The 22,974-nt window shown below is 62.9% G+C and carries 21 protein-coding genes, 1 tRNA gene and 3 pseudogenes; 12 read left to right on the top strand and 13 right to left on the bottom strand.

Annotated elements, in window-relative coordinates; translation table 11 throughout:
- Positions 1 to 69 precede the first annotated feature (69 nt).
- Positions 70 to 1,272, top strand: a complete 1,203-nt coding sequence (locus tag RFM41_RS01160; RefSeq protein WP_320245697.1) for an ROK family transcriptional regulator — start codon at positions 70 to 72, stop codon at positions 1,270 to 1,272.
- Positions 1,273 to 1,378: 106 nt separating this feature from the next.
- On the opposite strand, the gene RFM41_RS01155 is transcribed toward RFM41_RS01160, so the two are convergent.
- Together RFM41_RS01155 and RFM41_RS01150 are read right to left on the bottom strand one after the other, a co-directional pair.
- The gene (locus RFM41_RS01155; protein ID WP_320245696.1) at positions 1,379 to 2,236 is read right to left on the bottom strand and encodes a hypothetical protein; all 858 of its coding nucleotides are present in this window, start codon (positions 2,234 to 2,236) and stop codon (positions 1,379 to 1,381) included.
- A gap of 122 nt (positions 2,237 to 2,358) precedes the next feature.
- Complete coding sequence (locus tag RFM41_RS01150) at positions 2,359 to 3,225, bottom strand: hypothetical protein (protein WP_320245695.1); 867 nt, start codon at positions 3,223 to 3,225, stop codon at positions 2,359 to 2,361.
- 263 nt (positions 3,226 to 3,488) lie between these two features.
- Between RFM41_RS01150 and RFM41_RS01145 the strand changes: the two genes are divergently transcribed.
- The 4 genes from RFM41_RS01145 to RFM41_RS01130 all read left to right on the top strand — a co-directional run bounded on the left by RFM41_RS01145 (position 3,489) and on the right by RFM41_RS01130 (position 7,703).
- Positions 3,489 to 4,259 carry an SDR family NAD(P)-dependent oxidoreductase gene (locus RFM41_RS01145; protein ID WP_320245694.1) on the top strand — a complete coding sequence of 257 codons (771 nt, stop codon included), beginning with the start codon at positions 3,489 to 3,491 and terminating at the stop codon, positions 4,257 to 4,259.
- 72 nt (positions 4,260 to 4,331) lie between these two features.
- Positions 4,332 to 5,087 carry an SDR family NAD(P)-dependent oxidoreductase gene (locus tag RFM41_RS01140; RefSeq protein ID WP_320245693.1) on the top strand — a complete coding sequence of 252 codons (756 nt, stop codon included), beginning with the start codon at positions 4,332 to 4,334 and terminating at the stop codon, positions 5,085 to 5,087.
- A 221-nt stretch (positions 5,088 to 5,308) separates the two neighbouring features.
- Entirely contained in the window at positions 5,309 to 6,493 is a 1,185-nt protein-coding gene (locus RFM41_RS01135; RefSeq protein WP_320245692.1) for an RsmB/NOP family class I SAM-dependent RNA methyltransferase, read from the top strand.
- A gap of 148 nt (positions 6,494 to 6,641) precedes the next feature.
- The gene (locus RFM41_RS01130; RefSeq protein WP_320245691.1) at positions 6,642 to 7,703 is read left to right on the top strand and encodes an aromatic ring-hydroxylating oxygenase subunit alpha; all 1,062 of its coding nucleotides are present in this window, start codon (positions 6,642 to 6,644) and stop codon (positions 7,701 to 7,703) included.
- 353 nt (positions 7,704 to 8,056) lie between these two features.
- Here RFM41_RS01130 and RFM41_RS01125 read toward each other — a convergent pair.
- The 5 genes and pseudogenes from RFM41_RS01125 to RFM41_RS01105 all read right to left on the bottom strand — a co-directional run.
- A pseudogene (locus RFM41_RS01125) lies at positions 8,057 to 8,143 on the bottom strand (integrase); the annotation flags it as partial.
- Between the two features lie 197 nt (positions 8,144 to 8,340).
- Entirely contained in the window at positions 8,341 to 8,823 is a 483-nt protein-coding gene (locus RFM41_RS01120; protein ID WP_320245690.1) for a nuclear transport factor 2 family protein, read from the bottom strand.
- A 35-nt stretch (positions 8,824 to 8,858) separates the two neighbouring features.
- Entirely contained in the window at positions 8,859 to 9,248 is a 390-nt protein-coding gene (locus RFM41_RS01115) for a nuclear transport factor 2 family protein (protein WP_320245689.1), read from the bottom strand.
- 1 nt (position 9,249) lies between these two features.
- A pseudogene (locus tag RFM41_RS01110) lies at positions 9,250 to 10,059 on the bottom strand (MBL fold metallo-hydrolase); the annotation flags it as partial.
- Positions 10,060 to 10,145: 86 nt separating this feature from the next.
- Entirely contained in the window at positions 10,146 to 10,778 is a 633-nt protein-coding gene (locus RFM41_RS01105) for a DsbA family protein (protein WP_320245687.1), read from the bottom strand.
- Positions 10,779 to 10,887: 109 nt separating this feature from the next.
- Between RFM41_RS01105 and RFM41_RS01100 the strand changes: the two genes are divergently transcribed.
- Positions 10,888 to 11,814: a LysR family transcriptional regulator gene (locus RFM41_RS01100; protein WP_320245686.1), complete on the top strand. Its 927-nt coding sequence runs from the start codon at positions 10,888 to 10,890 to the stop codon at positions 11,812 to 11,814.
- A 275-nt stretch (positions 11,815 to 12,089) separates the two neighbouring features.
- Here RFM41_RS01100 and RFM41_RS01095 read toward each other — a convergent pair whose 3' ends face one another.
- Entirely contained in the window at positions 12,090 to 12,953 is an 864-nt protein-coding gene (locus tag RFM41_RS01095; protein WP_320245685.1) for a helix-turn-helix domain-containing protein, read from the bottom strand.
- Between the two features lie 286 nt (positions 12,954 to 13,239).
- On the opposite strand from RFM41_RS01095, the pseudogene RFM41_RS01090 reads away from it, so the two are divergent.
- Positions 13,240 to 13,966: pseudogene (locus RFM41_RS01090) on the top strand (SDR family oxidoreductase).
- Positions 13,967 to 14,022: 56 nt separating this feature from the next.
- Positions 14,023 to 14,439, top strand: coding sequence for a flavin reductase family protein (locus RFM41_RS01085; protein ID WP_320245684.1), 417 nt, complete (start codon positions 14,023 to 14,025; stop codon positions 14,437 to 14,439).
- A gap of 115 nt (positions 14,440 to 14,554) precedes the next feature.
- On the opposite strand, the gene RFM41_RS01080 is transcribed toward RFM41_RS01085, so the two are convergent.
- Complete coding sequence (locus RFM41_RS01080; RefSeq protein ID WP_320245683.1) at positions 14,555 to 16,588, bottom strand: YgiQ family radical SAM protein; 2,034 nt, start codon at positions 16,586 to 16,588, stop codon at positions 14,555 to 14,557.
- Between the two features lie 138 nt (positions 16,589 to 16,726).
- Positions 16,727 to 16,803 (bottom strand) — tRNA-Met (locus tag RFM41_RS01075).
- A 252-nt stretch (positions 16,804 to 17,055) separates the two neighbouring features.
- On the opposite strand from RFM41_RS01075, the gene RFM41_RS01070 reads away from it, so the two are divergent.
- Positions 17,056 to 18,021 carry a Gfo/Idh/MocA family protein gene (locus RFM41_RS01070; RefSeq protein WP_320245682.1) on the top strand — a complete coding sequence of 322 codons (966 nt, stop codon included), beginning with the start codon at positions 17,056 to 17,058 and terminating at the stop codon, positions 18,019 to 18,021.
- A gap of 17 nt (positions 18,022 to 18,038) precedes the next feature.
- On the opposite strand, the gene mnmA is transcribed toward RFM41_RS01070, so the two are convergent.
- A complete protein-coding gene (gene mnmA, locus RFM41_RS01065) occupies positions 18,039 to 19,229 on the bottom strand; it encodes a tRNA 2-thiouridine(34) synthase MnmA (RefSeq protein WP_320245681.1) in 1,191 nt (396 codons plus the stop codon).
- Positions 19,230 to 19,483: 254 nt separating this feature from the next.
- On the opposite strand from mnmA, the gene sciP reads away from it, so the two are divergent.
- On the top strand, positions 19,484 to 19,759 hold the full coding sequence (gene sciP / locus RFM41_RS01060; RefSeq protein ID WP_006203587.1) for a CtrA inhibitor SciP: 276 nt from the start codon (positions 19,484 to 19,486) through the stop codon (positions 19,757 to 19,759).
- Positions 19,760 to 19,919: 160 nt separating this feature from the next.
- Here sciP and RFM41_RS01055 read toward each other — a convergent pair whose 3' ends face one another.
- A complete protein-coding gene (locus RFM41_RS01055; protein ID WP_320245680.1) occupies positions 19,920 to 20,846 on the bottom strand; it encodes an NADP-dependent oxidoreductase in 927 nt (308 codons plus the stop codon).
- 91 nt (positions 20,847 to 20,937) lie between these two features.
- Between RFM41_RS01055 and RFM41_RS01050 the strand changes: the two genes are divergently transcribed.
- Positions 20,938 to 21,339 (top strand): winged helix-turn-helix transcriptional regulator, encoded by a 402-nt coding sequence (locus RFM41_RS01050; protein ID WP_320245679.1) that lies wholly within the window; start codon positions 20,938 to 20,940, stop codon positions 21,337 to 21,339.
- 82 nt (positions 21,340 to 21,421) lie between these two features.
- Here RFM41_RS01050 and RFM41_RS01045 read toward each other — a convergent pair whose 3' ends face one another.
- The gene (locus RFM41_RS01045; RefSeq protein WP_040989842.1) at positions 21,422 to 21,799 is read right to left on the bottom strand and encodes a flagellar export protein FliJ; all 378 of its coding nucleotides are present in this window, start codon (positions 21,797 to 21,799) and stop codon (positions 21,422 to 21,424) included.
- Positions 21,800 to 22,248: 449 nt separating this feature from the next.
- On the opposite strand from RFM41_RS01045, the gene ctrA reads away from it, so the two are divergent.
- Positions 22,249 to 22,944 carry a response regulator transcription factor CtrA gene (ctrA, locus tag RFM41_RS01040; protein ID WP_006203583.1) on the top strand — a complete coding sequence of 232 codons (696 nt, stop codon included), beginning with the start codon at positions 22,249 to 22,251 and terminating at the stop codon, positions 22,942 to 22,944.
- Positions 22,945 to 22,974 lie beyond the last annotated feature (30 nt).

Here is a 22,974-nt window from a genome sequence, read left to right as displayed (position 1 = left end):
CCTATTAAGTCAATTCGCTTGACTTAATTAGTCGATCAATCCTTTAATCGAGTCAAGGGGGAAGCGACGGTGCACGACATCAGCCCGATCCGTGCCAAGAGCGGCACCAACCAGGAGGGTACCAGCGCACACAACCGCCGCGTCATGATCGAGGCGCTGCGGCTCAACGGCGCGCTTTCGCGCGCCGACCTTGCGCGGGCGACGCAGCTCACTAAGCAGGCGGTTTCCAACATCATCGAGGACCTCGAAGGCGACGGGCTGGTTGTGGCGCTGAATGCGGTGCGCAAGGGCAGGGGACAGCCCTTCACGCCCTACCGGCTGGTTCCCGAAGGGGCTTTCGCCATCGGGCTGCAGATCGACCGGCATTTGACACGCGTGGTGGTGGTCGACCTCGTCGGCAAGGTGATCGCGCGCGCCGAGGCGGGTCTGCCGCTCGACGAGCCTTCGGCGGGCGTGGACATTATCCTCGGCTTGGTCGATCGTGTCAGAGGCGAGCTGGCCGGGATGTTCTCTCAATCCGAACGAAGGCTGGTCGGGCTTGGCGTCGCCATGCCGGGGCCGTTCGGGCTGAAGAACCCCGACAACAAATGGATGATGCCGGCCTGGCAGCAATTTCCGCTGGTGGAGGCGCTGGCGGCCGGCACCGGGCTTAATGTCGGCCTGCAGAACGACGCGGCGGCCTGCGCGACGGCGGAGCGGATCGTCGGCGCGGCGCATGGCGTCGATCACGCCGTCTGCCTTTATGTCGGGTACGGCATAGCCGCCGGGCTGATCCTCAACGGCGAACTCTACAGCGGCGGCCACGGCAATGCGGGCGAGGTCGGCATGGCGCTGCTTTCGCCAAGCGGCCCGGGCTCGACGCCGCTCGAACACCGCGCGTCGCTGGCCTCGCTTTACCAGCATCTCGGCCTCGACCCCACCGAGAGGGGGCTCTACGAGAAGCTTGGCGCGCTGGCGCTTGCGCAGGATCCGAGGGTGATGGGCTGGGTCGGGAAAGCCGCGTCCGACCTGCGCTGGAGCGTGCATCTGATCGAAACGATCTTCGATCCCCAGACCGTCATCCTCACCAGCAGCGCGCCCGAGGCGCTGGCCCGGCTTCTGCTTCAGGCCATGCATCCGCTGCTGCCCTCGATCGCGGATCGTCCCGCCCGGCGCCTGCCTCGGCTGCAACTCGGCACAACCGACCCCTGGGCGATCGCGGTGGGCGCCGCGGCGGAGCCGATCAGCCGGGCCTTCGATCCGCGCTTTTCCGCCATCTTGAAGGCCGGATAGACGCGCTTAGAGCGTTTCACCGTTTCACGGAAACGGCGAACCGCTCTATCCTTTTGTTTTTACGCAATTCCGGACGGAAAACCGCTCACACTTTTCCTGGAATTGCTCAGCCCGTCGCTTGCGTCGCGGTGGCGGCGAAAGCCGTGTCGATGATGGCGAGCTTGACCGCCTGCGCGCTGAGGTATTCGCCGTAGAATCCGTTCGAGATCCACATGACGGAATGGCCGCGCTGCCCGAGCCAGCCGACGCTGCCAAGCGCCTCGGCAGCGCGCAATTTGCGCGCAAGGTGGGTGCGCGACAGCTTCAGCCATTTGGCGAAATCGCCTATCGACACCACGCCGGTCGGGATACGTTCCTCGCCGGCATCGTCGGGGTCGACGCTGGAGATCAGCCAGTCCATGACAACGCCGCCATTGTTGAGCCAGGTGAACAGCGAGAAAGTCTGCTTCGGCTCGCGCACCGGCACGGAGGAGAGCAGCCCGTCGGCGATCAGCGGCTGCAGTTGCGGCAGCATTTGCGGCCGTGCCTGGAATGTGTTCATCCGGTTCCCGCCGTCAAGAGCATCGAGCGTGTCCAGATGGATATGAATCCAGTTGATCAACGGCGCCAAGGTCACGGCAGGCAATTGCAGGGGGCGAATGCGGCCGTCGTCGCCCGCGGGCCCGGTCTCGATGAAATTATAGTGCTGCATTTCCTTGATGAAGGCATGAGCCGTGTTCCGGCTCGCCACCGCATGCTGAACGGTAACGTCGGCAAAACGCGCCGCCGTCAGTTCCTTGCGATAGTCGCTGGGATCCCTGCGGAAATGCAGGGCAAGACCGATATGAGCCATCAGCCAGCGTTGCTGGGTGGCAAACACCGAAGAGGCCCGCGGGTTTCCTTGATAGGCCTGCTGCATCGCCAGGGCTTGCGCGCGCACGCAAGCAGGCAATGCCGGGTGACCGGCAATGTCTTCATAGGTCAACGCATCCTCCCAGCTTCCACCCAAAGATGCTATACTCTCGCAAGTTGCGGATAGCAGTTTTGGCCGGCACTCGCCAGCGGGGACCGGCCCACGGGCTGCGCCGTTGCGGCCTTTGCGGTGGGTCAGCGCCCTTTCAGAGCCGAGAGGCAGGCTTCGAAGGCTTCGTCGACGACGGCGAGCTTGGACGCCTGGACGGTCATGTATTCGTCGAAGAACTGTCGCGAGACCCACATCACGGAATGACCGCGCTGCCCGACCCAGCCGATGCTGCCGAGCGCTTCGGCATCATGGAGCTTGCGCGCCAGATGGGTGCGCGAGAGCTTGAGCCAGTGCGCGAATTCGCTGACCGAAATGACGCCGGTCGGAATCCTCTCGAGATGGACGTCCTCCGGATCGATGCCGCACATCAGCCAATCCATGACGATTCCGCCGTTATTTAGCCAGATAAATAACGAGAAAGTCGGCCCGGGCTCCCGCACGCCCTCGCTGGTCAGCAATCCGTCGGCGATCAGCGGCTGCAGGATGGGAAGCATCTCGGGCCGATCGAGGAAGGTTGCCAGCCGGGTTCCGCCGTCTATGTGGTCGAGCGTCCTCAGATGCGCGTAAATCCAGCCGGTGAAGGTCTCGACGGTGCCCGCGGTGACCCGCAAGGGATGGGCGCGGCCGTCACCGCTGGCCGAAATATATTCGGCGATGTTATAGTGCAGCATCTCCTTGACGAAGGCCTCGGCGGTGTTGCGGCTTGCCACGGAATTACGGCGCACGACCTCGATGAAACGCGCTATCGTCATTTCGGTGCGGCGGTCGTTGGGATCGCGCCGGAAATGCAGGGCAAGGCCGACATGGCCGAGCAGCCAGCGCTGCTGGGTGGCAAACACGGCGGCCAGCCGCGGGCTCGTCTCATAAATATGGATGAGCGCCCTGGACTGTTCCTGGACACCGCGAAGCGCTGCCGGATGACGGGCGATCTCTGCGGCGCTCAGCGGCATTTCCTGCGATACTCCATGCGATTCCAAGCAACGACAAATGAAGATTTCCAGTCTTGGCCGGTCATGTCCAGCTACCTATTGGAACAACGAACGATTAGGCGGTGAATTCGTTGCTAACTCTTTGCACCGGTTCGGGAAACCCGAGCTGGGATGATCGCAGACGGCACGACGCGCTGAGATCATTGGTTTGCCTGGCTGGTCCATGCGACATGGCCCAATGACGTGGTTGCCTTTGCCGGGCTGCGTTTCGCGGAGGTTATCGAATGGCTGGCAGGACGGTTCTGATCGCCGGCGGCGCCGGGGGAATGGGTCTGGCGACCGGGCTGCATTTCGCGGCCGACGGCGAGCGGATAGCGCTCGCCGATCTTGCCGGCCCCAAGCTCGACGATGCCGTGGCGAAGATTGCCGCGACGGGGGCTGATGTGATCGGTTTGCCGCTCGATATCCGCTCCGTCACCGCTTGCCGCGACGTGGTGGGCAAGGCCAGGGACTGGGGCGGCGCGATCGACATTCTCGTCAACGCCGCCGGCGTCTGGCTCGAAGGGCCGGCAAACGAGGTCGAGGAAGAGCAATGGGACCTGGTGCTGGATGTCAATCTCAAGGGCGCCTTCTTCCTGATCTCGGCGGCAATCCCGCATCTGGCGGCGGCGCAAGGCGCGATCGTCAACATTGCCTCCGACGCCGGCATTGTCGGCAACAACGGGGCTTCCGTCTATTGCGCCTCGAAGGGCGGGCTGGTGCTTTTGACCAAGGCCCTTGCCCTGGAACTTGCCCCGCAAGGCATCAGGGTCAACGCCGTCTGCCCCGGCGACACGGCGACGCCGATGATCGAACATCAGGCCAAAACCTATGGCGGAGACGATCCCGACGGGTATAAGCGCCGGCTCCTCGGGCACTACCCGCAGGGCGACAAAGCAAGGTTCATCCAGGTGGAGGAGATTGCTTCCTTCATTCACTATCTTTGCCAGCCCGGCGCGGCGCCCATCACCGGAGCCGCGCTTTCGATCGATTTCGGCGTCAGCGCCGGTTATTGAACCAAGGGATCGGTTTCATCGCGATTGCTCGCGCCGGCATGCCGGCATTCTAACCGTGGAGAGGAAATGATCGTGTTCCGCAAGTCTCGCAGGGCGCTGGTGACCGGCGCGGGCGCCGCCGACGGCATCGGCATGGCCACTGCGCGGGCACTGGGCGAGGCCGGGGTTTCGGTCATCATCACCGCTTCGTCGGCACGCGTCGAGCAACGGGCGGAGGAATTGCGGGCGGAGGGGCTCGATGTCCGCGCTGTCGTGGCCGACTTGACGCTCTCCGGCGATGTCGAGCGTCTGGGCTCCGAGGCTGGCGAGATCGACATCCTCGTCAACAATGCAGGGATGGGCACCGTGGCCCAGCCGGCATTACAGCGGCGGTTTTTGGACCTCAGCGAAAGCGATTGGGATCGCGGCATCGATGTCAGCCTGAAGACGGCCTTCTTGAGCACGCGCGGATTCCTGGCCGGCATGGTGCAACGCGGCCATGGCCGCGTCGTCAACATGGCCTCGGTGACAGGGCCATATGTGTCCAATGAAGGCGAGGCGGCCTATTCGGCGGCGAAGGCCGGCATGATCGGGCTGACGCACGCGGTTGCCCTGGAGGTCGGCCGCAGCGGCGTCACGGTCAACGCCGTGGCGCCGGGCTGGATCGCGACCGGCGCCTCGACGCCGGAGGAGTTGGTCGCCGCGCGCAACACGCCGCTTGGCCGCGCCGGCAGCCCCGCGGAAGTCGCGGCCGCCGTGCTGTTCCTGGCCTCCGACGCGGCCAGCTATGTCAACGGCGCCGTTCTGGTCGTGGACGGCGGCAACATCCTGCAGGAACGCAAGGGATGAGCACTGGGTCGCGCGAGCAATGGTCAGGAGCAGCTCTGTCGCCTATATAGGCGTTTTTCCAGCTTGACCGTCGTTCCGTGACCCCTGCCGCCCGCCTGCAAGCCACAATCGAACTTATGGATGAAGTCGACAGCGTTCCGCGCCCCGCGGATGCTGTCGTCTCGGCCTGGTTTCGGGCCCGACGCCATATCGGCGATAGCGACCGTGGTCAGGTTCGGGAGTTGCTTTATGCGCTCCTGCGGCACCAGGCACGACTCGGCTGGTGGCTGGCCAAGCACGGGCGCGAGGATAGGCCCCGCAACCGGCTGCTTGTATGGCTGACGCTCAAGGAAGGCAGGACGCCCGATCAGATCAAGCGCCTATTCAACGGCGCGAAATTCGCGCCCGCCATGCTGACGGCCCACGAGCACGGGCTGCTGGTCAAATTGCAGGGATCCACGATCGACCATCCCGGCATGCCGGAAGAGGTGCGCCTCGAATGTCCATCCTGGGCGGCCGATCCGTTACGGCGCCGTTTCAAGGAAGCGTTCAGGCAGGAGATGGCCGCGCTTCTGACGCCGGCGCCGCTTGACCTGCGCGTCAATCCGATCAAGTCGACGCGCGAGGCCATGCTTGGCGCGTTGAAGGACCTTGGCCTGCGGGCGCAGCCGTCGGCCATGGCTCCTTACGGCATTCGCCTGAATGAACGCGTATCCTTGGCCAGCCTGCCGATGCTCACAACCGGTGAGGTCGAGATCCAGGATGAGGGCTCGCAGCTTGTCGCCATGCTGGTCGATGCCCGGCCGGGTGACCGCGTGGTCGATTTCTGCGCCGGAGCCGGCGGCAAGACACTGGCCATCGCAGCGCAAATGAACAACAAGGGCCACGTTGTCGCCTGCGACGTCATGGACGGCCGCTTGAAGCGCGCCGCCGAGCGCTTCCGGCAGGCAGGGCTGCACAACATACAGACCAGGCTTCTGGCCAGCGAAACGGATCAGTGGGTCAAGCGCCACAAGGGTGGTTTCGATCGTGTGCTGGTCGACGCGCCATGCAGCGGCACCGGCACCTGGCGCCGCAATCCCGACGCACGCTGGCGGGCACCCGAGGAACAGGGTCTGGACAATGTCGTGTCGTTGCAAGCCCGGATCCTGGCGAGCGCGGCGCGTCTGGTGAAGCCCGGCGGCCGGCTGGTCTACGCGACATGTTCGATGCTGCCCGAGGAGAATGAGGAGCAGGTGGCCGCCTTCCTGGCGGCCCATCCGGCTTTTCGTGCTGTGCCGCTCAACGAGGCCGCGCCGCGGCTGACGGGTTCGGCCCATCCGGATTACCTGTCGCTTACGCCGGCTCGCAACGACACCGACGGCTTCTTTGCCGCCGTGATGCAGCGGGAGGTGGTGGCGGCGCCAGGGGTGGCTGAGATGGGATGATGGTAGTGTGGTTGGTTGATCGGCAGCTGATGTTCAAGGCCGTCAGGTGGCTAATTGCACGCCGGCTTACAGGCTGCGCGCAGCGGAGCCAATTGCCTTGCGATGTCGCCCCGCTTACGACAGGATTGCCGCAACTGGAGCTTAGCCTATGACGCCAGATACCTTGCGACCCGACCACCCGCCACTCGACACTCCGCCCGTGCAATACCTGAACTTGGACCCGTCGCTTTATGTCCGCGATGATATCTGGCAGCAGGAACGGCGCAGCATCTTCGCGCACACCTGGCAGTTCATGGGGCCTGTCGCCTCGGTCGCGACGTCCGGTCAATACCTTGCCATCGACATCGCCGGCACGCCGATCTTCGCCATCCGGGGCCGGGACGGGACCTTGCGCGGATTTAAGAACGTCTGCCGCCACCGGGGGGCGAAACTTCTGGCCGATGGCGCGGGCAAATGTGGGCTGATCGTTTGTCCCTATCACAAATGGTCCTTTGCCGACACCGGACGGCTGGTGCAGGCCCCATGGTATGGCAAGGATCCCGCGATCATCGCCGAAGACTGGCCGCTGGAGACGGTGCAGTTGTCCGAATGGCGCGGGCTGCTCTTCGCGGCACTCGACCCGAAGGAAAGTCTTCTGGATCAACTTGGCTCTCTGCCCGCCGAACTGGCGGACGAGCCGTTGGAGACCTATGCCGCCACCGATCAGGCCACTGTCAGCTTTGCGGCGAACTGGAAGATCTACACCGACAATTTCGTCGAAGGCTACCACATCCCTGGCACGCATCCCTCATTCTATGCCGCCATCGACTTCGAAGCTTTCCAGACCACCGCCCATCCCGGTTATGTCCGGATGACCGCACCGCCGAAAGACGGTCTGTTCTACCGCGGCAAATGGCTTTGGATGTGGCCGAACTGGACGCTGTCGCTTTTCGATGGCGGCATGAACGTTAGCCGGATCAATCCGACCTCACCGCATCACACAGACCAGCACTACCATTTCTTCTTTGCCGACACCTCTGCAGAAGCATCCGAGAGCAGGGCGAAATCTGTGCAAGGCACCCTGGCCGTGGTACGCGAGGACTACACCATCTGCGCCGATACGCATCGCAACTATGCCACAGGGGCCTATAGCTCCGGCCCGCTCTCGGGGCGGCATGAGCGGGGAGTGCAGTATTTCCAGGAGCGGGTCGCTGCGGCACTGGGGCTGTGACCGCCCCTGGCGTCCTTGTCCGCCGGACAGTGCTCCGGCTCGGCGCCGGCACGAGAGCCCCCCGGCCAGTCGAGGGTATAGGGCGGGTACGGTAAGTCGAGTTATGAGCGTCGCGGCAATCGGAGCTCGCTCAATGCGGAGAGCAGATCGGCGAACGCGGCTTTGACGACCAAGTTTAGCGGGCGCTCTTACCGGCCGAACCCTTGACGGCTGGAACGGGGCCGTAACCGGACTGCTCTTGGGTGCAGCGGCGCGGATAGATGCCGTTCCGCAGCCTACCCTAAACCAGCGAACAGGCCGCACATTCCGAGTCTAAGGCGGCCATTTGCGCCACTTCTGTTGACCGCCCAAAGTCAGATTTCAGCCCGTTCAGCTAAGAGCAGCGCACCCTCCACGTCGACACCAAGATATCGAACCGTGTTTTCAATCTTGGAATGACCGTTGGCGAATTTGGCGGCTCAGCCGCGTGGCGTAGGCACTGGCCATCGCCTGCATCGGCGAGCTTCGCAAAATGGCGTTAAACCCCCTCGGTGTTCGGCGACATGAGCATTGGCAACGCTTTCCGCCCCCCGCCGACTGGCTGAACAACGTGACGTGGGCGGCATCACCGCCGAACGCTGGCGATGAAGTTTCAGCTTCAGTACATCGACCGCTTGTTGACGGCGTCGGCCGGAACCGCCTGGATGACATCCCAATGCTCGGCAATCTTGCCATTCTCGACACGGAACATGTCAACGATTGCGGTTTCCGGCATGGCATCCGTTTTCGGCTGCACGACTTGCGTCATGACAAGGTCGCCCTCGGCGATGACCCGCTTGAATTCGACCTTCTGCTTCGGCCAATGAGTAATGCCCATCTTCTCGAGCAGCTGGCGTACCGAGTCGCGTCCGTCGGTCATCGTCGGATTGTGCTGGATGTAATTCACCGCCCAGTAGCGATCGAGCGCCGTCAGATCGTGATCACCGAACAACTCCTGATAGGCCTTGAGGACCAGCGCCTTGTTGGCTTGGGTGAGTTCGTATTGCTGCAGGACTGCCTTCTTGTCTAGCTTTGAGCCGTCAGCGGCTGCACTCGACGCCGCCAGCACGGACGCCAGCAAGGCCACGGCGATCTTCTTCATCTTCATCATGATTTCCTTCTCGGCTTTCTCTTTCGTCAGGAAAGGGCCTTCGCCACCATGACGGTGTCGACATACTGGGTCATACGCCGGATCTTGCCATCCCGGACCTCGTAGAGATGGGCAAAGGGCGCCCGCATCGACTTGCCGGTCGCCTTGTAGGTGCCGGAGTAGACGCCGAAGGCGGCAACGCGGTCACCATCGGCGAGGTAGGTGTGAACTTCGGCGCGGTAGTCGGTCCACTCGCTGCCAAGCCGGGCGAAGACGCCTGCCAACAGGGCATCGACGCCGACATAGGTGCCGGCGTAGGGAAATCCCTCCGCCTCGGTCCACTCTACATCCGGATGAAGAACGGCCATGAGATTTCGGCCGTTCTGCTCGGATGAGCCTTCGTAGGTCGAACGGATCAGGTCGAGATTGCTGGTCATGTCAGCCCCACTTCATCTCGCCCATGGCGACCTTGGAGCCGATATCGAGCGCGACGCCCAAACCGAGGCCGGGGAAGCGTGCTTCCATCGCAGCCTTCAGCGCAGCAGCATCCGCAGCCTTGTTCAGTTCCTCTTCGAAAGCAAGGAGATAAGCCTTGGTGTGAGCGATGGCGCTCAGATCGGTTGCCGCCTGCGGATCGAGGTGGCCAGGTACGACGACCGATGGCTTTAGGGCGGCGATCTTGTCGAGGTTGGCGACCCAGCTGGCGCGGGACTCCTTGGTCTGCGTATCGGCCGTCCAGACATGGACGCCCGAGAAGATCAGCACACCACCGAATACCGCGTCGAGCATGGCAACGCGCAGATAGCGCCGGTTAGCCAGCCCTTCCGCGGCTACGATCTCGACCAACTCGCCGTCAACCGTCAACGTCGGGCCGTCGAAGGCTTCGGGCAGCACGACATCGGCGAGCGTCTGCGGACCGTTCTCCTTCAACTGCGGTCCCCAGACGGCGAGCTTTTTCTCGACATTGCCGTTGATGGCGGCAATCGTATCGGATGCGGCGATAACCTTTGCGTCCGGGAAGGCTTCACGCATCGGCTTCAGGCCGAAATAGTAGTCGGGGTCGGACTGGCTGACGTAGATGGTTGTCAACGGCTTGCCCGTCGCCTTGATCGCTTCGGCAAGAGCGCGGCCATCCGGATAGGTGAAGCCGCCATCGATCAGCAGCGCTTCGGTCGGACCGGCTAGCAACACAGGGGCGCGGAAGAAGCCGGTTTGGCCGGCAGGGAAATGCTTCCAGGTAAGCTTGGATGTATTGGTGGTCATATCAGACTCCTTGATGTCGAACGGTTCGTTGTTCTGTCGAATTCAGCGCGTGTCGCGATAGCCGCGATTTGTCAGGCCGCGTGCAACTGGGAGGCCAGCGCGTCGAAGGCGCCGAACAGGGCGCTGGCGCGCATCAGCCGTTGGTCACCATCGCGGTCGACGATCAGGGCGGGAACGCCCTCGGCGCCGAAGCGTGCCATGTCAGCGCGCGCCGCCGAAACTCGGTTCCGATAGGTATCGAGAAGCTCCTCATCCGGGCTCTGGAGGCGCCGAGCGGCTTCGGTGAAGCCAAGTTCTGCGAGGATTTCGGCAACCACCTTGAGGTCGGAATTGTTGCGGCCATCTTGATAACGGGCGCGCTGTAGCGCCTTCAATGCTTCGAGTTCGTGCGCCGGTTCCGTCAGACCGGCCGCGACCAGGCCAAGCGTGGCAGGCGCGGAGTCGAACAGGCCACCCGTCGAGCCGAGCACCTGTTCGCGATAGGCCTCGGAAAAGGGCTGGCTGGTAAGCCGCGCGATGCGCTGGTCGTTCTGCCAGGCGTAGGCGGCGAAATGGCTGTCCATCGGACGCGAAGCGTCGCCGGCGAACAGGCCGGTCGGCGCCAGGTTGAGCGTCACGCCGTCGAGCTGCGACAGTTTCTCCACCACAGGACTGGCCCCATAGCACCAGCCGCAAAGGGGGTCGAAAAGGTAAGTGATCCGCATATCCGTCTTCCCGTATGTCTGACGGCAAGATACGTGATCGAGATTGCACAGAATATATCGACTAACTATAATCACTGTGTGCTATTCGCTTACAATCTGGAGTCACGGCATGGAGGCGATCAATCTCAATCGGCTCGCCTATTTCGTCGCCGTGGTCGACGCGGGCTCGTTCACGCGTGCCGCCGCTCGGCTCGGCATCACCAAGACCGTCGTAAGCCAGCAGGTGGCCCGGCTGGAGGCGGACCTGCGCACGACCCTTCTCCTTCGGACGACCCGCCGTGTCGAGCCCACTGAAGCTGGGCGGTTGCTGCACGCGCGGTCGGTCATTATCCTACGCGAAGCCGAGGATGCCTTCGGCGAAGTTGCCGAGGTAACGACGAACCCGATCGGGACGTTGAGGATCGCCGCGCCGAACGACTTCGGTACATCGACCGTTGCACCGCTGCTGGCAAAATTCTGTCGGACCTATCCTGCCTGCACGGTCGACCTCGTCTTGTCAGACGCCAAGATTGACCTGATCGCCCACCACATCGATGTCTCGATCCGGGTCGGTTGGCTTGCCGATTCCAGCGTGCAGGCGCGCCGGATCGGCGCATTCCGGCAGTTGCTTGTCGCCGCGCCAGACTTAGCTCGCATGATTTCCGCCGACGTCCCCGACAATCTTGACCAGCACCCTTTCATCGCCAACGGCGCGTTGCGCGAGCCGCTGGTTTGGCATTTCTCGCGCGCCGACTTCGACCGCCGCACAGTCCGCATGCGGCCGGCAATGACAATCAACGCAACGCCGGCCGTACTTGCCGCGACTCTAGCCGGAGGTGGCCTATCGGTACTGCCGGACTTTCTGGTCGCTGACCCGCTGCAGACAGGTGCGCTCGTCCAGATTCTAACCGACTGGTCGCTGCCATCGGGCGGCATCCACGTGGTCTATCCCGCCGCCCGGTTTCGTCCACCAAAAGTGACTGCCTTTGTCGCTATGCTGGAAGCCGAAGTGAAGCGGCCGCCGATCGCGTCACACGGATCGACGGTCCTGACCTGAGCAACTCTTGTTTCCAACGCCGGTGATTAGCATGTCTGGTTTCATGTAGCAGTTAAGACCGCCGGAACGAATGATATGCGGCGCGTTGCCGACTGGCAGTTTTGGGGCCGGGAGCGGACTGTCACCTTTTTTGACCCGAGCCTTTCAAAAGCTGATTTCGCCGATCGTCCGGCGCGACGTCTTTGAGCTTCACGGTTCAATTCGTGACCAGCGGGATGTGCGATCGTTTTTGATCAGCCATCAGTCCCGCGCCGTTTCCTCGTTCGCCGACAAGATCATGCGGTTGGAGGCTTGCGCAGAACTGCCGGGCCACCTCCCCTATATTGTTTGGGGCTGAGGCCGGTTTCCGCCTTGAAAACCTTGGCGAAGTGGCTGGGGCTGTCATAGCCGACACCCGCGGCGACTTCGATGATCTGTTTGTCCACGTCGCGCAGCATGTCCTTCGCACGCTCGACCCGGCGAAGGATATACCAGCGTGATGGGCTGTGCCCCATGGTGTTGTGAAACGCTCGACTAAAGTGGAATCGACTCATCCCGCACAGATCGGCCAACCGGTCCAGGTCGAACGGCTCGGCCAGGTGAGCATCCACGTGTTCGAGCGTTTTGCGCAGCTTCCATGCCGGGAGTTGCGCAGGTTTACGGCCGATGGCGGACACGACATCAGCGTAGTCGCGCAAAAGGTGGATGGTCAGGCTTTCGATCAGTCCTTTCACGAACATTGGACTAGCCTCGTGCGAGGCCCGCAACTCATCGACCAGGCCGGTGAGGATTCCGCTTATCAGTACATCCTGCCCACCAGACACATCGTGCATGCGCAGCCGGGAAGAATTGAGGCCCAGAGACAGGGCGGCGCGGGTCACGAGATCTTGGCCGAGATAAAGATGCATCACCTCAAACGGCTGCTCCGGCGCTGCTTGCCAGCGTATGAGATAAGGCGCGTCCGTCTGTGTCAGGTAGAATGAGCCGTCCTTGACGACACCACCATGCCAGTCGCCATCGAGCTCGCGCTCCTCGACTGTCGCCTCCCCCGACGTCACCCAGACGAGCAGTGGTTCGGCCACGGCCGGGACCAAGACCTCATCCTCGCGTTGCGCACGACGGAATATCTGCGCTTCGACATCCTTCCAGGCATCGCCCATGCTCTGCACAATCTTCCGGCCACGAATGTGCTGTTCCAAGGTACGGCTGGCAGAATGTGGAGATGAACGGCGCACTTGAATTGCTGACCTTTCAGCACTGAAAGAAGACACATTCCGTATCACCGCCTGGAGCCACGCTGCAACGAACCATCAGCGATGCCGCTGCACTTTTGCGCAAGATCGCGATAGTTTTGGCAAAGCCGCGAGCGAACCGAAAACCCGCTACCCCTAAATCCGCCTCCGTAACCACAGCCGTCATATGGCGGCCAAGCAAACGGAGAACATCATGGATATTAAAGGCAAGGTCGCCCTCGTTACCGGCGCTTCCAGCGGCATTGGGGCTGCAACCGCGCGCAAACTCGCAGCAGAAGGCGTCATCGTCGGACTGGCCGCCCGGCGCAAGGACCGGTTGGAAACACTGGTCGCCGAAATTGCCGCTGCCGGCGGCAAAGCGGTGGCGCTTGAAACCGATGTCACTGATCGCGCGTCCTGCAAGGCTGCGGTGGACGCCTTGATAGCCCGATTCGGCCGGATTGACGTGCTGGTCAACAATGCTGGATTGATGCCGCTTTCGGATGTCGACCGCCTGAAAGTGGACGAATGGCAGCGCATGGTCGACGTGAACGTCTCGGGCGTTCTCAACGCTACAGCCGCTGTTCTGCCGCAGATGATCGCGCAGCATTCGGGGCATATCTTCAATATGTCCTCGATCGCCGGACGCAAGGTCTTCACCGGCCTCACCGTCTATTGCGCGACCAAGGCGGCGGTCGCAGCTTTCTCCGATGGGCTTAGGATGGAGATCGGACCGAAGCACAATATCCGCGTCACCTGCATCCAGCCTGGCGCGGTGAAGTCGGAGCTTTACCTACCGCAAGCAGATGAACGACCTGGCGTCGTCGATGACGTTCCTGGAAGGCTCGGATATTGCCGACACCATCCTGTTTGCGCTGAACGCGCCCGCACGCATGGATGTTGCCGAGCTGTTCGTACTGCCCACCGAACAGGGCTGGTAAGCGCCTTTGCCGCCGCCGGTCGGACCGGTGGCGGCTCTTTCCGGGCTGGAGACTCCATGCAGGAAATCGACGTCGAAATCACCTTCCGCCTGATAGAGCCCGGACCGGTTCTTCCGGTGACCTGCGGAGCAGACGGTCCCAATGTGACGACTATGGGATTTCACTTGATGGTGAAGCACGTGCCGCCGCTGGTCGGCTGCGTGATCGGTCCATGGGATCACAACCTTAGAGCTCTGCTCGAAACCGACGAATGTGAGCTGTCGGTTCCGTGCGCAGAGATGGGCGCGACGGCGACCGACATCGGCAACACCTCCGGGGCGGATACCGACAAATTCGAGAGGTTCGGCATCGAGACGATGCCCAGTTCGGCAGCCAGGCCCCGCCTCTTGTCGGTTCTATCGCCAACCTGGAATGGCGCCTCGTCGATCGAACCTACGTCCGCATTAGGCGGCTTCCAGTGTCGCCTCAAATGACCGATATGGGGCGCCAAGCTGCAGGCGAAATCGAATCTTCTTGTGGCTCGGATCGCCACCCGGCAGGTCAGCGATGCTGACGGAGCGGTATAGAGACCGCCGGCCCCGAGCGCCCTCACTTCTTCGGCAGCGGCACGCCCTTCGTGGTGAACCTCTGTCCCCTGCCGATCGGGCGCACGGGGCGCTTCGTGCCGGCGGCCTTGCCGGTTCCGGGCGGCTGGTGGGCGGGCACGAGCTGGTCGGGGCGAGGGCCGATGAGGTCGGCGCGGCCCATCTCCTTCAAGGCATCGCGCAGCAATGGCCAGTTGTCAGGGTCATGGTAGCGCAGGAATGCTTTGTGCAGCCGGCGCTGCCGCCCGCCGCGAACGGTCTCGACCTTGTCGGTCGCGCCGCGCCTCACACCCTTCAGCGTGTTGACGCCGGTATGGTACATCGCCGTCGCGGTGGCCATGGGCGAAGGCAGGAAGGTCTGCACCTGGTCGGCGCGGTAGCGGTTCTTCTTCAGCCAGAGCGCGAGGTTCATCATGTCCTCGTCGGTCGTGCCGGGATGGGCGGCGATGAAATACGGAATGAGATAGTATTTCTTGCCGGCCTCCTTGGCCGCGGCGTCGAACATCTCCTTGAAGCGGTCATAGGCGCCGATGCCGGGCTTCATCATCTTGTCGAGCGGCCCGCGCTCGGTGTGCTCGGGCGCGATCTTGAGGTAGCCGCCGACGTGGTGGGTCACCAGTTCCTTGACATATTCGGGGCTCTTGACGGCCAGGTCGTAGCGCACGCCGGAGGCGACCATCACCTTCTTGACGCCCTTGACCTCGCGGATCTTGCGGTAGAGCCGGATCAGGTCGTCATGCGAGGTGTTGAGGTTGGGGCAGATGTCGGGAAAGACGCAGGACGGCAGCCGGCAGGCCGCCTCGATCTTGGGGTCCTTGCAGGCCATCCGGTACATGTTGGCGGTCGGCCCGCCGATATCGGAGATCACGCCGGTGAAGCCCGGGGTCTTGTCGCGAATCTTCTCGATCTCGCGCAGGATCGAGCCCTCGGAGCGGTTCTGGATGATGCGGCCTTCGTGCTCGGTGATCGAGCAGAACGTGCAGCCGCCGAAGCAGCCGCGCATCACCGTCACCGAGAACTTGATCATGTCCCAGGCGGGGATCTTGGCATCGCCATAGGACGGGTGCGGGGCGCGCGCGTAGGGCAGGTCGTAGACCGCGTCCATCTCTTCGGAGGTCAGCGGGATAGGCGGCGGATTGAGCCACAGGTCGCGGTCGCCATGGCGCTGGACGAGCGGGCGGGCATTGCCGGGATTGGCCTCGCGATGCAGCACACGCGAGGCGCGGGCATAGGCATCGCGATCGTCCTCGACCTGCTCGAAGGACGGCAGCCGGATCACGATGTCGCCGGGCTTGCGGCTGGCGCCCTCGTCGGCGGAATCGAGATCGTCGGCATGTAGTTCCATGAAGTGCTCGGGCACGCGGCGGAACATGGCGACGCCCCTGACGGAATCGAGCTGGCGCGGCGTCTCGCCGGCGGCAAGCCGGCTCGCCACCTCGACGACGGCGCGCTCGGCATTGCCGTAGATCAAAAGGTCGGCCTTGGCATCGGCCAGGATCGAGCGGCGCACCTTATCGGACCAATAGTCGTAATGGGCGATGCGGCGCAGCGAGGCTTCGATGCCGCCCAGCACAACCGGCACGTCCTTGTAAGCCTCGCGGCAGCGCTGTGTGTAGACGATCGTGCAGCGGTCCGGCCGCTTGCCGCCCTCACCGCCCGCCGTGTAGGCGTCGTCACGGCGGATCTTGTGGTCCGAGGTATAGCGGTTGACCATGGAATCCATATTGCCGCCGGTGACGCCGAAGAACAGTCTCGGCCTGCCCAGCGCCTTGAACGGCTCCGCCGACTGCCAGTCGGGCTGCGAGATGATGCCGACCCGGAAGCCTTGGGATTCGAGCAGACGGCCGATGATCGCCATGCCGAAGCTCGGGTGATCGACATAGGCGTCGCCCGTGACGAGCACGATATCGCATTCGTCCCAACCGAGCGCCGTCATCTCGGCGCGGCTCATCGGCAGGAACGGCGCCGCCCGTCCGGCATGAGGCTTGCTGCCGGACAGCGGAGTGATGTTTTTCTGGGCGCTGGCTATGGTTTCCATGGCCTCGACCTATAGGCCGCCGCCAAGGCGAATTCAATTAAGCTCGAATCTGGGCTCCGGAGGGATGCATCGGCACGTATCAGGACACGACGCTTAAGCCCATTAATTTTTTTAAGCTTTTGGTTGCCCTCAAGGGGCTGGTAGCGGGAGAGGGACTTGAACCCCCGACCCCAGGATTATGATTCCCGTGCTCTAACCAACTGAGCTACCCCGCCAGGGTGGCAAATGGCCCGGAAAACCGTCCTGAATGGACGGGCGTCTCGAGGCGTTCGCCAAGGTCGCGCGGATATAAGGTTGCGAGGGAGTGCCTGTCAAGCTTGGATAAGGCCGACATGCCGGCATAATCGGGCCGGCCTAATATCATCCCAGAAAAGCTTTGCCGGACAGGCACTCAGCTCATGTCCCGGGGTTGAGTTCGGCGGGGCACGTCGCTATGTCTCGGCCATGAAATTCTAGAGTTTGAGCGAATGAAGCCGCGCATCGCCGTCCTCGGTTGCGGATACTGGGGCAGCAACCATATCCGCACCCTCAAGGCGCTTGGCGCGCTGCATGCCGTTTCCGACGTCAACCGCGCCCGCGCCGAAGGTTTCGCCAGCGAGCAGGATTGCCTGGCGATCGAGCCGGACAAACTGTTCGAGCGCGCCGACATCGATGCCATCGTCATGGCGCTGCCGCCGCAATTCCATGCCGACACCGCGGTGCGCGCCGTCGAAAGCGGCAAGGATGTGCTGGTGGAAAAACCGATCGCGTTGACGGTCGCCGACGCCGAGCGCGCTGTGAAGGCGGCAAAGGACAACGGCCGCATCTTCATGGTCGGCCATGTGCTGCGCTTCCATCCCGCTTTCGAGACGCTGAAGGCGCTGATCGACAATGGCGAGCTCGGCGAGGTGCGCTACATCCACTCGCACCGGCTCGGTCTCGGCAAGTTCCACACCGAGAACGACGCGCTCTGGGATCTTGCGCCGCACGATTTGTCGATGATCCTTGCCATCACCGGCACGGAGCCGATCGAGGTGAGGGGCGAGGGGGCAGCACTCCTCGACAATCTCAGCGACTTCGCGCATCTGCATATGCGCTTTCCGAACGGCCTGCGCAGCCATCTCTTCGCCTCGCGCCTCAATCCCTACCGCGAGCGGCGGCTGACGGTGGTCGGCACCAAGGCGATGGCGGTGTTCGACGACGTCGAGCCCTGGGAGCGCAAGCTTGCCGTCTACCGCCACGCGGTGTGGCAAGACAGCGGCCAGTGGGCCTTCACCGCCAACGAGCCTTCCTATGTGGCCGTCGGCGAGGGCATGCCGCTGACGCGCGAGCTTGCCCATTTCATGCAATGCATCCAGACGCGCGCCGAGCCGCGCACCGATGGCGAGGAAGCGATCAGGGTGCTGCGCATCCTGACCGCCGGCACGGTGATCCACACCGGCTCGTCCGTATAGCCAATCAGACTGAGAACTTACTCGGCGGGAATCTGCGCCGGCTTGGCGGCAAGCCTGGACAACATGGCTTCGGCTTCCGCGCCGCGCTCGGAGCGCTCGATGAAGCCGCCGCCGAAGACGCGCGCGTCGTTGCCGTCGTCGGAATAGAGCACGCAGGCCTGGCCCGGCGCGATGCCCGACTCGCCGTCGGCCAGCTCGACAGAGGTCAGGCCGTCGCGGTGACGCAGCACGGCCGGACGCGGCGGCCTGGTGGAGCGGACCTTGGCGAAGAGCTCGATCCCGCCAGCCGGAACGTCCGACAGCGGGCCGTCGCCCAGCCAGTTCATGTTGCGCAGGTAGATCTTGTGCGTCTCCAGCGCTTCGCGCGGGCCGACGATGACACGCGCGCGATCGGCGTCGAGATGGACGACATAGAGCGGCTCGCCGGAGGCGATACCGATGCCGCGGCGCTGGCCGATCGTGTAGCGCAGGATGCCTTCGTGGCGGCCGAGCACGCGGCCGTCGATATGGACGATGTCGCCGGGATTGGCCGCAGCCGGCTTCAGCTTGGCGATGATGTCGGAATACTTGCCCTGCGGCACGAAGCAGATGTCCTGGCTGTCCTGCTTGGCGGCGACGGTCAGTCCCATTTCCTCGGCGATGGCGCGGACCTGCGGCTTGGACAGGCCGCCGAGCGGGAAACGAAGATAGTCGATCTGCGCCTGCGTGGTGGCGAACAGGAAATAGCTCTGGTCGCGGTCGGCATCGACCGGCCGGTAGAGCGCGCGATGCGCGCCGTTGGCGCGGGAACGGATGTAATGGCCGGTGGCCAAGGCGTCGGCGCCGAGATCCTGGGCGGTCGCCAGAAGATCGGCAAACTTCACCGTCTGGTTGCAGGACACGCAAGGGATGGGCGTTTCGCCGGCGACATAGCTCTCGGCGAAGGGATCAATGACGGCCTTGCGGAAGCGCTCCTCATAATCGAGCACGTAATGCGGGATGCCGAGCGTCTCCGAGACGCGGCGTGCATCGTCGATGTCCTGTCCGGCGCAGCAGGAGCCCGCGCGATGCGTTGCCGCGCCGTGATCGTAAAGCTGCAGCGTCACGCCGACCACGTCATAGCCTTCGCGCTTCAGGATGCCGGCGACCACGGACGAATCGACACCCCCCGACATCGCGACCACGACGCGGGTTTCTTCGGGACGGCGGGGAAGGTCTAGGCTGTTCATGGTGCTTTCACTGTGCGGCGCTCAATGCCAATGGCTGGAATATAGGTCAAGCGCCACGTATGCGCCAGCTTGCGGCCCGAGACGAGTTTACCGGCAATTTCAAGGCCTGGAGGCCGGTGTTTCAAATTCTAAACGAAATCCTAACCGGTCGTTCATGATCCTTACCTAGTGATTAGGGTTCGCTTAGGCAATTTTTAAAGCTGTGGCGGTACTGTGGCGGGGATTGGGTCTTTGAGTTTTTAGTAGAGAGTACGATGACCGATCTGGTTAGACCTAGAGTCAAGTATGTTATTGGGCCCGACGGCAGCCCTCTTACGATCGCCGATCTGCCGCCGACGAATACGCGGCGCTGGGTTATCCGGCGCAAGGCAGAAGTGGTCGCGGCGGTGCGCGGCGGCCTGCTCAGCCTTGAAGAGGCCTGCCAGCGCTACAAGCTCACCACTGAAGAATTTCTCTCCTGGCAGGCATCGATCGACGAATACGGCCTTGCCGGGCTGCGCACCACGCGGATCCAGCAATACCGGCACTAGGCCGGACAGCCATAAAATGAAAAGGGCGCGAAACACCGCGCCCTTTTCATTTCTGCAAAAGCCTAAAGCGCGTCGCGATCTTTCAGATTCGCTCCATGCGCTTTCTGATTTTGCGCATGTCTTTATCCCGAAACCGGTTCCCACTTTCGGGAGACATGCCTCAGACCGTCAGCACGACCTTGCCGATCGGCCGCGTGGCTAGGAAAGCATGGGCGGCCCCCGCTTGGTCGAGGGGAAAGGCCTTCGCCACATGCGGCACGAGCTTGCCGGCATCGACGAGCCTGGCTAGCTCGATAAGGCCTTCCCGATCGGGCGTGACCGACATCCGCTCGACACGGATGTTGCGTTCCTTGGCCTTTGCCTTGACCGCGTCGGGGACGGCGAGCAGCGACACCAGGACGCCGCCGTCGCGCAGCACCTCGAGCGAACCCGCGGCATGGTCGCCGCCGACCGTCTCCAGCACCAGATCGAGATCGCCGACCTTTCCGGTGAATTCGCCCTTCGTATAGTCGATGACCTCGTCGGCGCCGATCGAGCGGACAAAGTCGGTTTTGTCCGCGCTGGCGGTCGAGGCCACCCAGGCGCCGCGTGCCTTGGCGATCTGAACCGCCAGATGGCCGACGCCACCGGCGCCGGCATGAACCAGCACGCGTTGCCCGGCTTGCAGGCCGCCATGGCGGACAAGGCCTTGCCAGGCCGTCAGGCCGGCCAGCGGCAGGGCCGCGGCGTGCGCATGATCGATGGCAGCAGGTTTCGCGGCGATCTCGTCCGCCGGCGCCGCGGCAAGCTCGGCATAGGCTCCAGCCTGTTTGGGAAAGAGCGGCATGCCGAACACCTCGTCGCCGACCTTGAAGGCACTCACGCCGTCCCCCAGCGCCGCGACGGTCCCCGAAATATCCCAGCCGAGGATGAAAGGCGGCTCGCCGAGCAGAGGATAGGAACCGCCGCGCACGGCGCCGTCGACCGGGTTGATGCCCGCCGCCTTGACGCGGATGAGCACTTGACCGGGCTTGGGCGCGGGGTCGGGCTGCTCGGCGACGAAAAGGACCTCGGGTCCGCCGACGGAAGTCTGGATAACGGCACGCATGAACGCCTCCTGTTCGAGTGGATATGCCGCTATCATTTGGATAGTAATATGTGATTGTCGAGTATGTACCTTTTCGATATATAGACACCTTATGGATAGTGAGAGCAGATCGCCATTCGGCTACGACGCGTTCCGGCGCAGTTGCCCGTCGCATACCGTGCTCGAGACGCTGGCCAGCAAATGGGTCTATCTCACCGTCTGCGCGCTGCGGCGCGGCCGGCTGCGCAATGGCGAGCTGGCGCGCAAGCTCGAGGGCATCACGCCCAAGATGCTGACCCAGACGCTGCGTATGCTGGAGCGCGACGGCCTTGTGCGGCGCGAGGTGTTTGCGGTCATCCCGCCGCGCGTGGAGTATGAGCTGACGGAGCTTGGTCAGAACCTTGCCGGGCTGCTCAGCCAGATTCGCTCCTGGGCGGAAGAGCATGCACCGGAGATCAAGGATGCCCGGGCCCGGGCATCGGCCGACCATGACGAGATGGCCGCTGTGCCCTGACCACCGCGAGGCCGATTTCTGCCGATTGCCCGATATGAAGGTGCCGGCAGGTCGCCGGCATGCTTGCTGATACGCCCGGCGATCAGCCGATCATGGCGCTGCGGCCGCCTGTTTCGGCCTCGCGGATCTTGGTGTCGCGCGATTCCAGCATCTCTGCCTTGGAAAGCTCCGCTTCAGCTTCGCCGAGTAATGATTCGGCGGTGCTTCGCTGCTGGGCGAGGTCGCTTTGTGAGTTCCTGAGGTTGTCGCGGCGCAGGCGCGCCGCCTTGGCGAAGGTCGGATACGCAAAATGGTTGATGTCAGTGATGCCGGCTTTTTTCTCTTCGGCGATAATCTGCGCTTCCAGCTCGACGGCCATGCGTTCGAACTCGGCGATCATCATGTCCAGCTGCAAGAGCTGCCGCCGCTTCTCATTCACCTGAAACTGCTTCAGTCGAACGAGGTTTTCACGTGACTTCATGACTCGATACTCCGTAAACGCACACTTGCAATACCGCCCAGTCCGCCCGGAACGATCCAAGCGCCGCCCGTTTCCCCCGGCTTTCCCTGGGCTATGGGAAACAAAGCCCTAAAGATTTTTGCCGGCGGTAACCATTCGTTTACGGGCATTGTTAATCATACGGGCGAGGACTTAAGGCCGGGTAAAAATTCCGGCTCTCGGCGGAAGCCCCGGCCTGCGAGTCTCTGGAGTCACTTAGGCTGACTTATTAATGTGGTGCATTAGCGGTTTTGGTCTGTGATTCGTTATTAGATTCAAGTGGGTGTAGAAAGGGGTTAAAAAATCTGGTATCGTGGATGACACGAAATTAGGATTTGTTAACCAGTCGGTGGCACCTTCTGTTCAGGCAATCACTGCTCCGGGTCCCGGACGGGTCGTGAGATGGTCCGGCAGCAGAAAAGGGGAATGAAATGCGTGTTCTGCTGATTGAAGACGACAGTGCAACCGCACAGAGCATCGAATTGATGCTGAAATCGGAGAGCTTCAACGTCTATACGACCGATCTCGGCGAAGAAGGTGTCGATCTCGGCAAGCTCTACGATTATGACATCATCCTTCTGGACCTCAATCTCCCCGACATGTCGGGCTATGAGGTGCTGCGCACGCTGCGCCTCTCCAAGGTCAAGACGCCGATCCTGATCCTTTCCGGCATGGCCGGCATCGAGGACAAGGTGCGCGGCCTCGGCTTCGGCGCCGACGACTATATGACCAAGCCCTTCCACAAGGATGAGCTGGTGGCGCGCATCCATGCGATCGTGCGCCGCTCCAAGGGCCATGCCCAGTCGGTCATCACCACCGGCGACCTGGTGGTCAATCTGGACGCCAAGACGGTCGAGGTCGGCGGCCAGCGCGTGCACCTGACCGGCAAGGAATACCAGATGCTGGAGCTGCTCTCGCTGCGCAAGGGCACCACGCTCACCAAGGAAATGTTCCTCAACCATCTCTATGGCGGCATGGACGAGCCGGAACTGAAGATCATCGACGTCTTCATCTGCAAGCTGCGCAAGAAGCTCGACGCGGCGTCCGGCGGCCAGAACTACATCGAGACGGTGTGGGGCCGCGGCTATGTGCTGCGCGAGCCGGAAGATATCCGCGTCAGCGCGTAGACGATCCCTTTGATTTCAAACGAAAACCCG

This window comes from Mesorhizobium vachelliae (assembly GCF_033977325.1).
Classification (GTDB): domain Bacteria; phylum Pseudomonadota; class Alphaproteobacteria; order Rhizobiales; family Rhizobiaceae; genus Mesorhizobium; species Mesorhizobium vachelliae.
The sequence above is the reverse complement of the archived record's forward strand: the minus strand, read 5'-3'. Positions and strand labels throughout refer to the sequence as shown.

Bases quoted from the DNA above. Each gene is read 5' to 3' on its own strand.
- RFM41_RS01150 (WP_320245695.1), bottom strand. From the start codon at position 3,225: ATGCCGCTGAGCGCCGCAGAGATCGCCCGTCATCCGGCAGCGCTTCGC.
- RFM41_RS01145 (WP_320245694.1), top strand. From the start codon at position 3,489: ATGGCTGGCAGGACGGTTCTGATCGCCGGCGGCGCCGGGGGAATGGGT.
- RFM41_RS01130 (WP_320245691.1), top strand. From the start codon at position 6,642: ATGACGCCAGATACCTTGCGACCCGACCACCCGCCACTCGACACTCCG.
- RFM41_RS01120 (WP_320245690.1), bottom strand. From the start codon at position 8,823: ATGAAGAAGATCGCCGTGGCCTTGCTGGCGTCCGTGCTGGCGGCGTCG.
- RFM41_RS01115 (WP_320245689.1), bottom strand. From the start codon at position 9,248: ATGACCAGCAATCTCGACCTGATCCGTTCGACCTACGAAGGCTCATCC.
- RFM41_RS01105 (WP_320245687.1), bottom strand. From the start codon at position 10,778: ATGCGGATCACTTACCTTTTCGACCCCCTTTGCGGCTGGTGCTATGGG.
- RFM41_RS01100 (WP_320245686.1), top strand. From the start codon at position 10,888: ATGGAGGCGATCAATCTCAATCGGCTCGCCTATTTCGTCGCCGTGGTC.
- RFM41_RS01095 (WP_320245685.1), bottom strand. From the start codon at position 12,953: ATGGGCGATGCCTGGAAGGATGTCGAAGCGCAGATATTCCGTCGTGCG.
- RFM41_RS01085 (WP_320245684.1), top strand. From the start codon at position 14,023: ATGCAGGAAATCGACGTCGAAATCACCTTCCGCCTGATAGAGCCCGGA.
- RFM41_RS01080 (WP_320245683.1), bottom strand. From the start codon at position 16,588: ATGGAAACCATAGCCAGCGCCCAGAAAAACATCACTCCGCTGTCCGGC.
- RFM41_RS01070 (WP_320245682.1), top strand. From the start codon at position 17,056: ATGAAGCCGCGCATCGCCGTCCTCGGTTGCGGATACTGGGGCAGCAAC.
- mnmA (WP_320245681.1), bottom strand. From the start codon at position 19,229: ATGAACAGCCTAGACCTTCCCCGCCGTCCCGAAGAAACCCGCGTCGTG.
- sciP (WP_006203587.1), top strand. From the start codon at position 19,484: ATGACCGATCTGGTTAGACCTAGAGTCAAGTATGTTATTGGGCCCGAC.
- RFM41_RS01055 (WP_320245680.1), bottom strand. From the start codon at position 20,846: ATGCGTGCCGTTATCCAGACTTCCGTCGGCGGACCCGAGGTCCTTTTC.
- RFM41_RS01050 (WP_320245679.1), top strand. From the start codon at position 20,938: ATGGATAGTGAGAGCAGATCGCCATTCGGCTACGACGCGTTCCGGCGC.
- RFM41_RS01045 (WP_040989842.1), bottom strand. From the start codon at position 21,799: ATGAAGTCACGTGAAAACCTCGTTCGACTGAAGCAGTTTCAGGTGAAT.
- ctrA (WP_006203583.1), top strand. From the start codon at position 22,249: ATGCGTGTTCTGCTGATTGAAGACGACAGTGCAACCGCACAGAGCATC.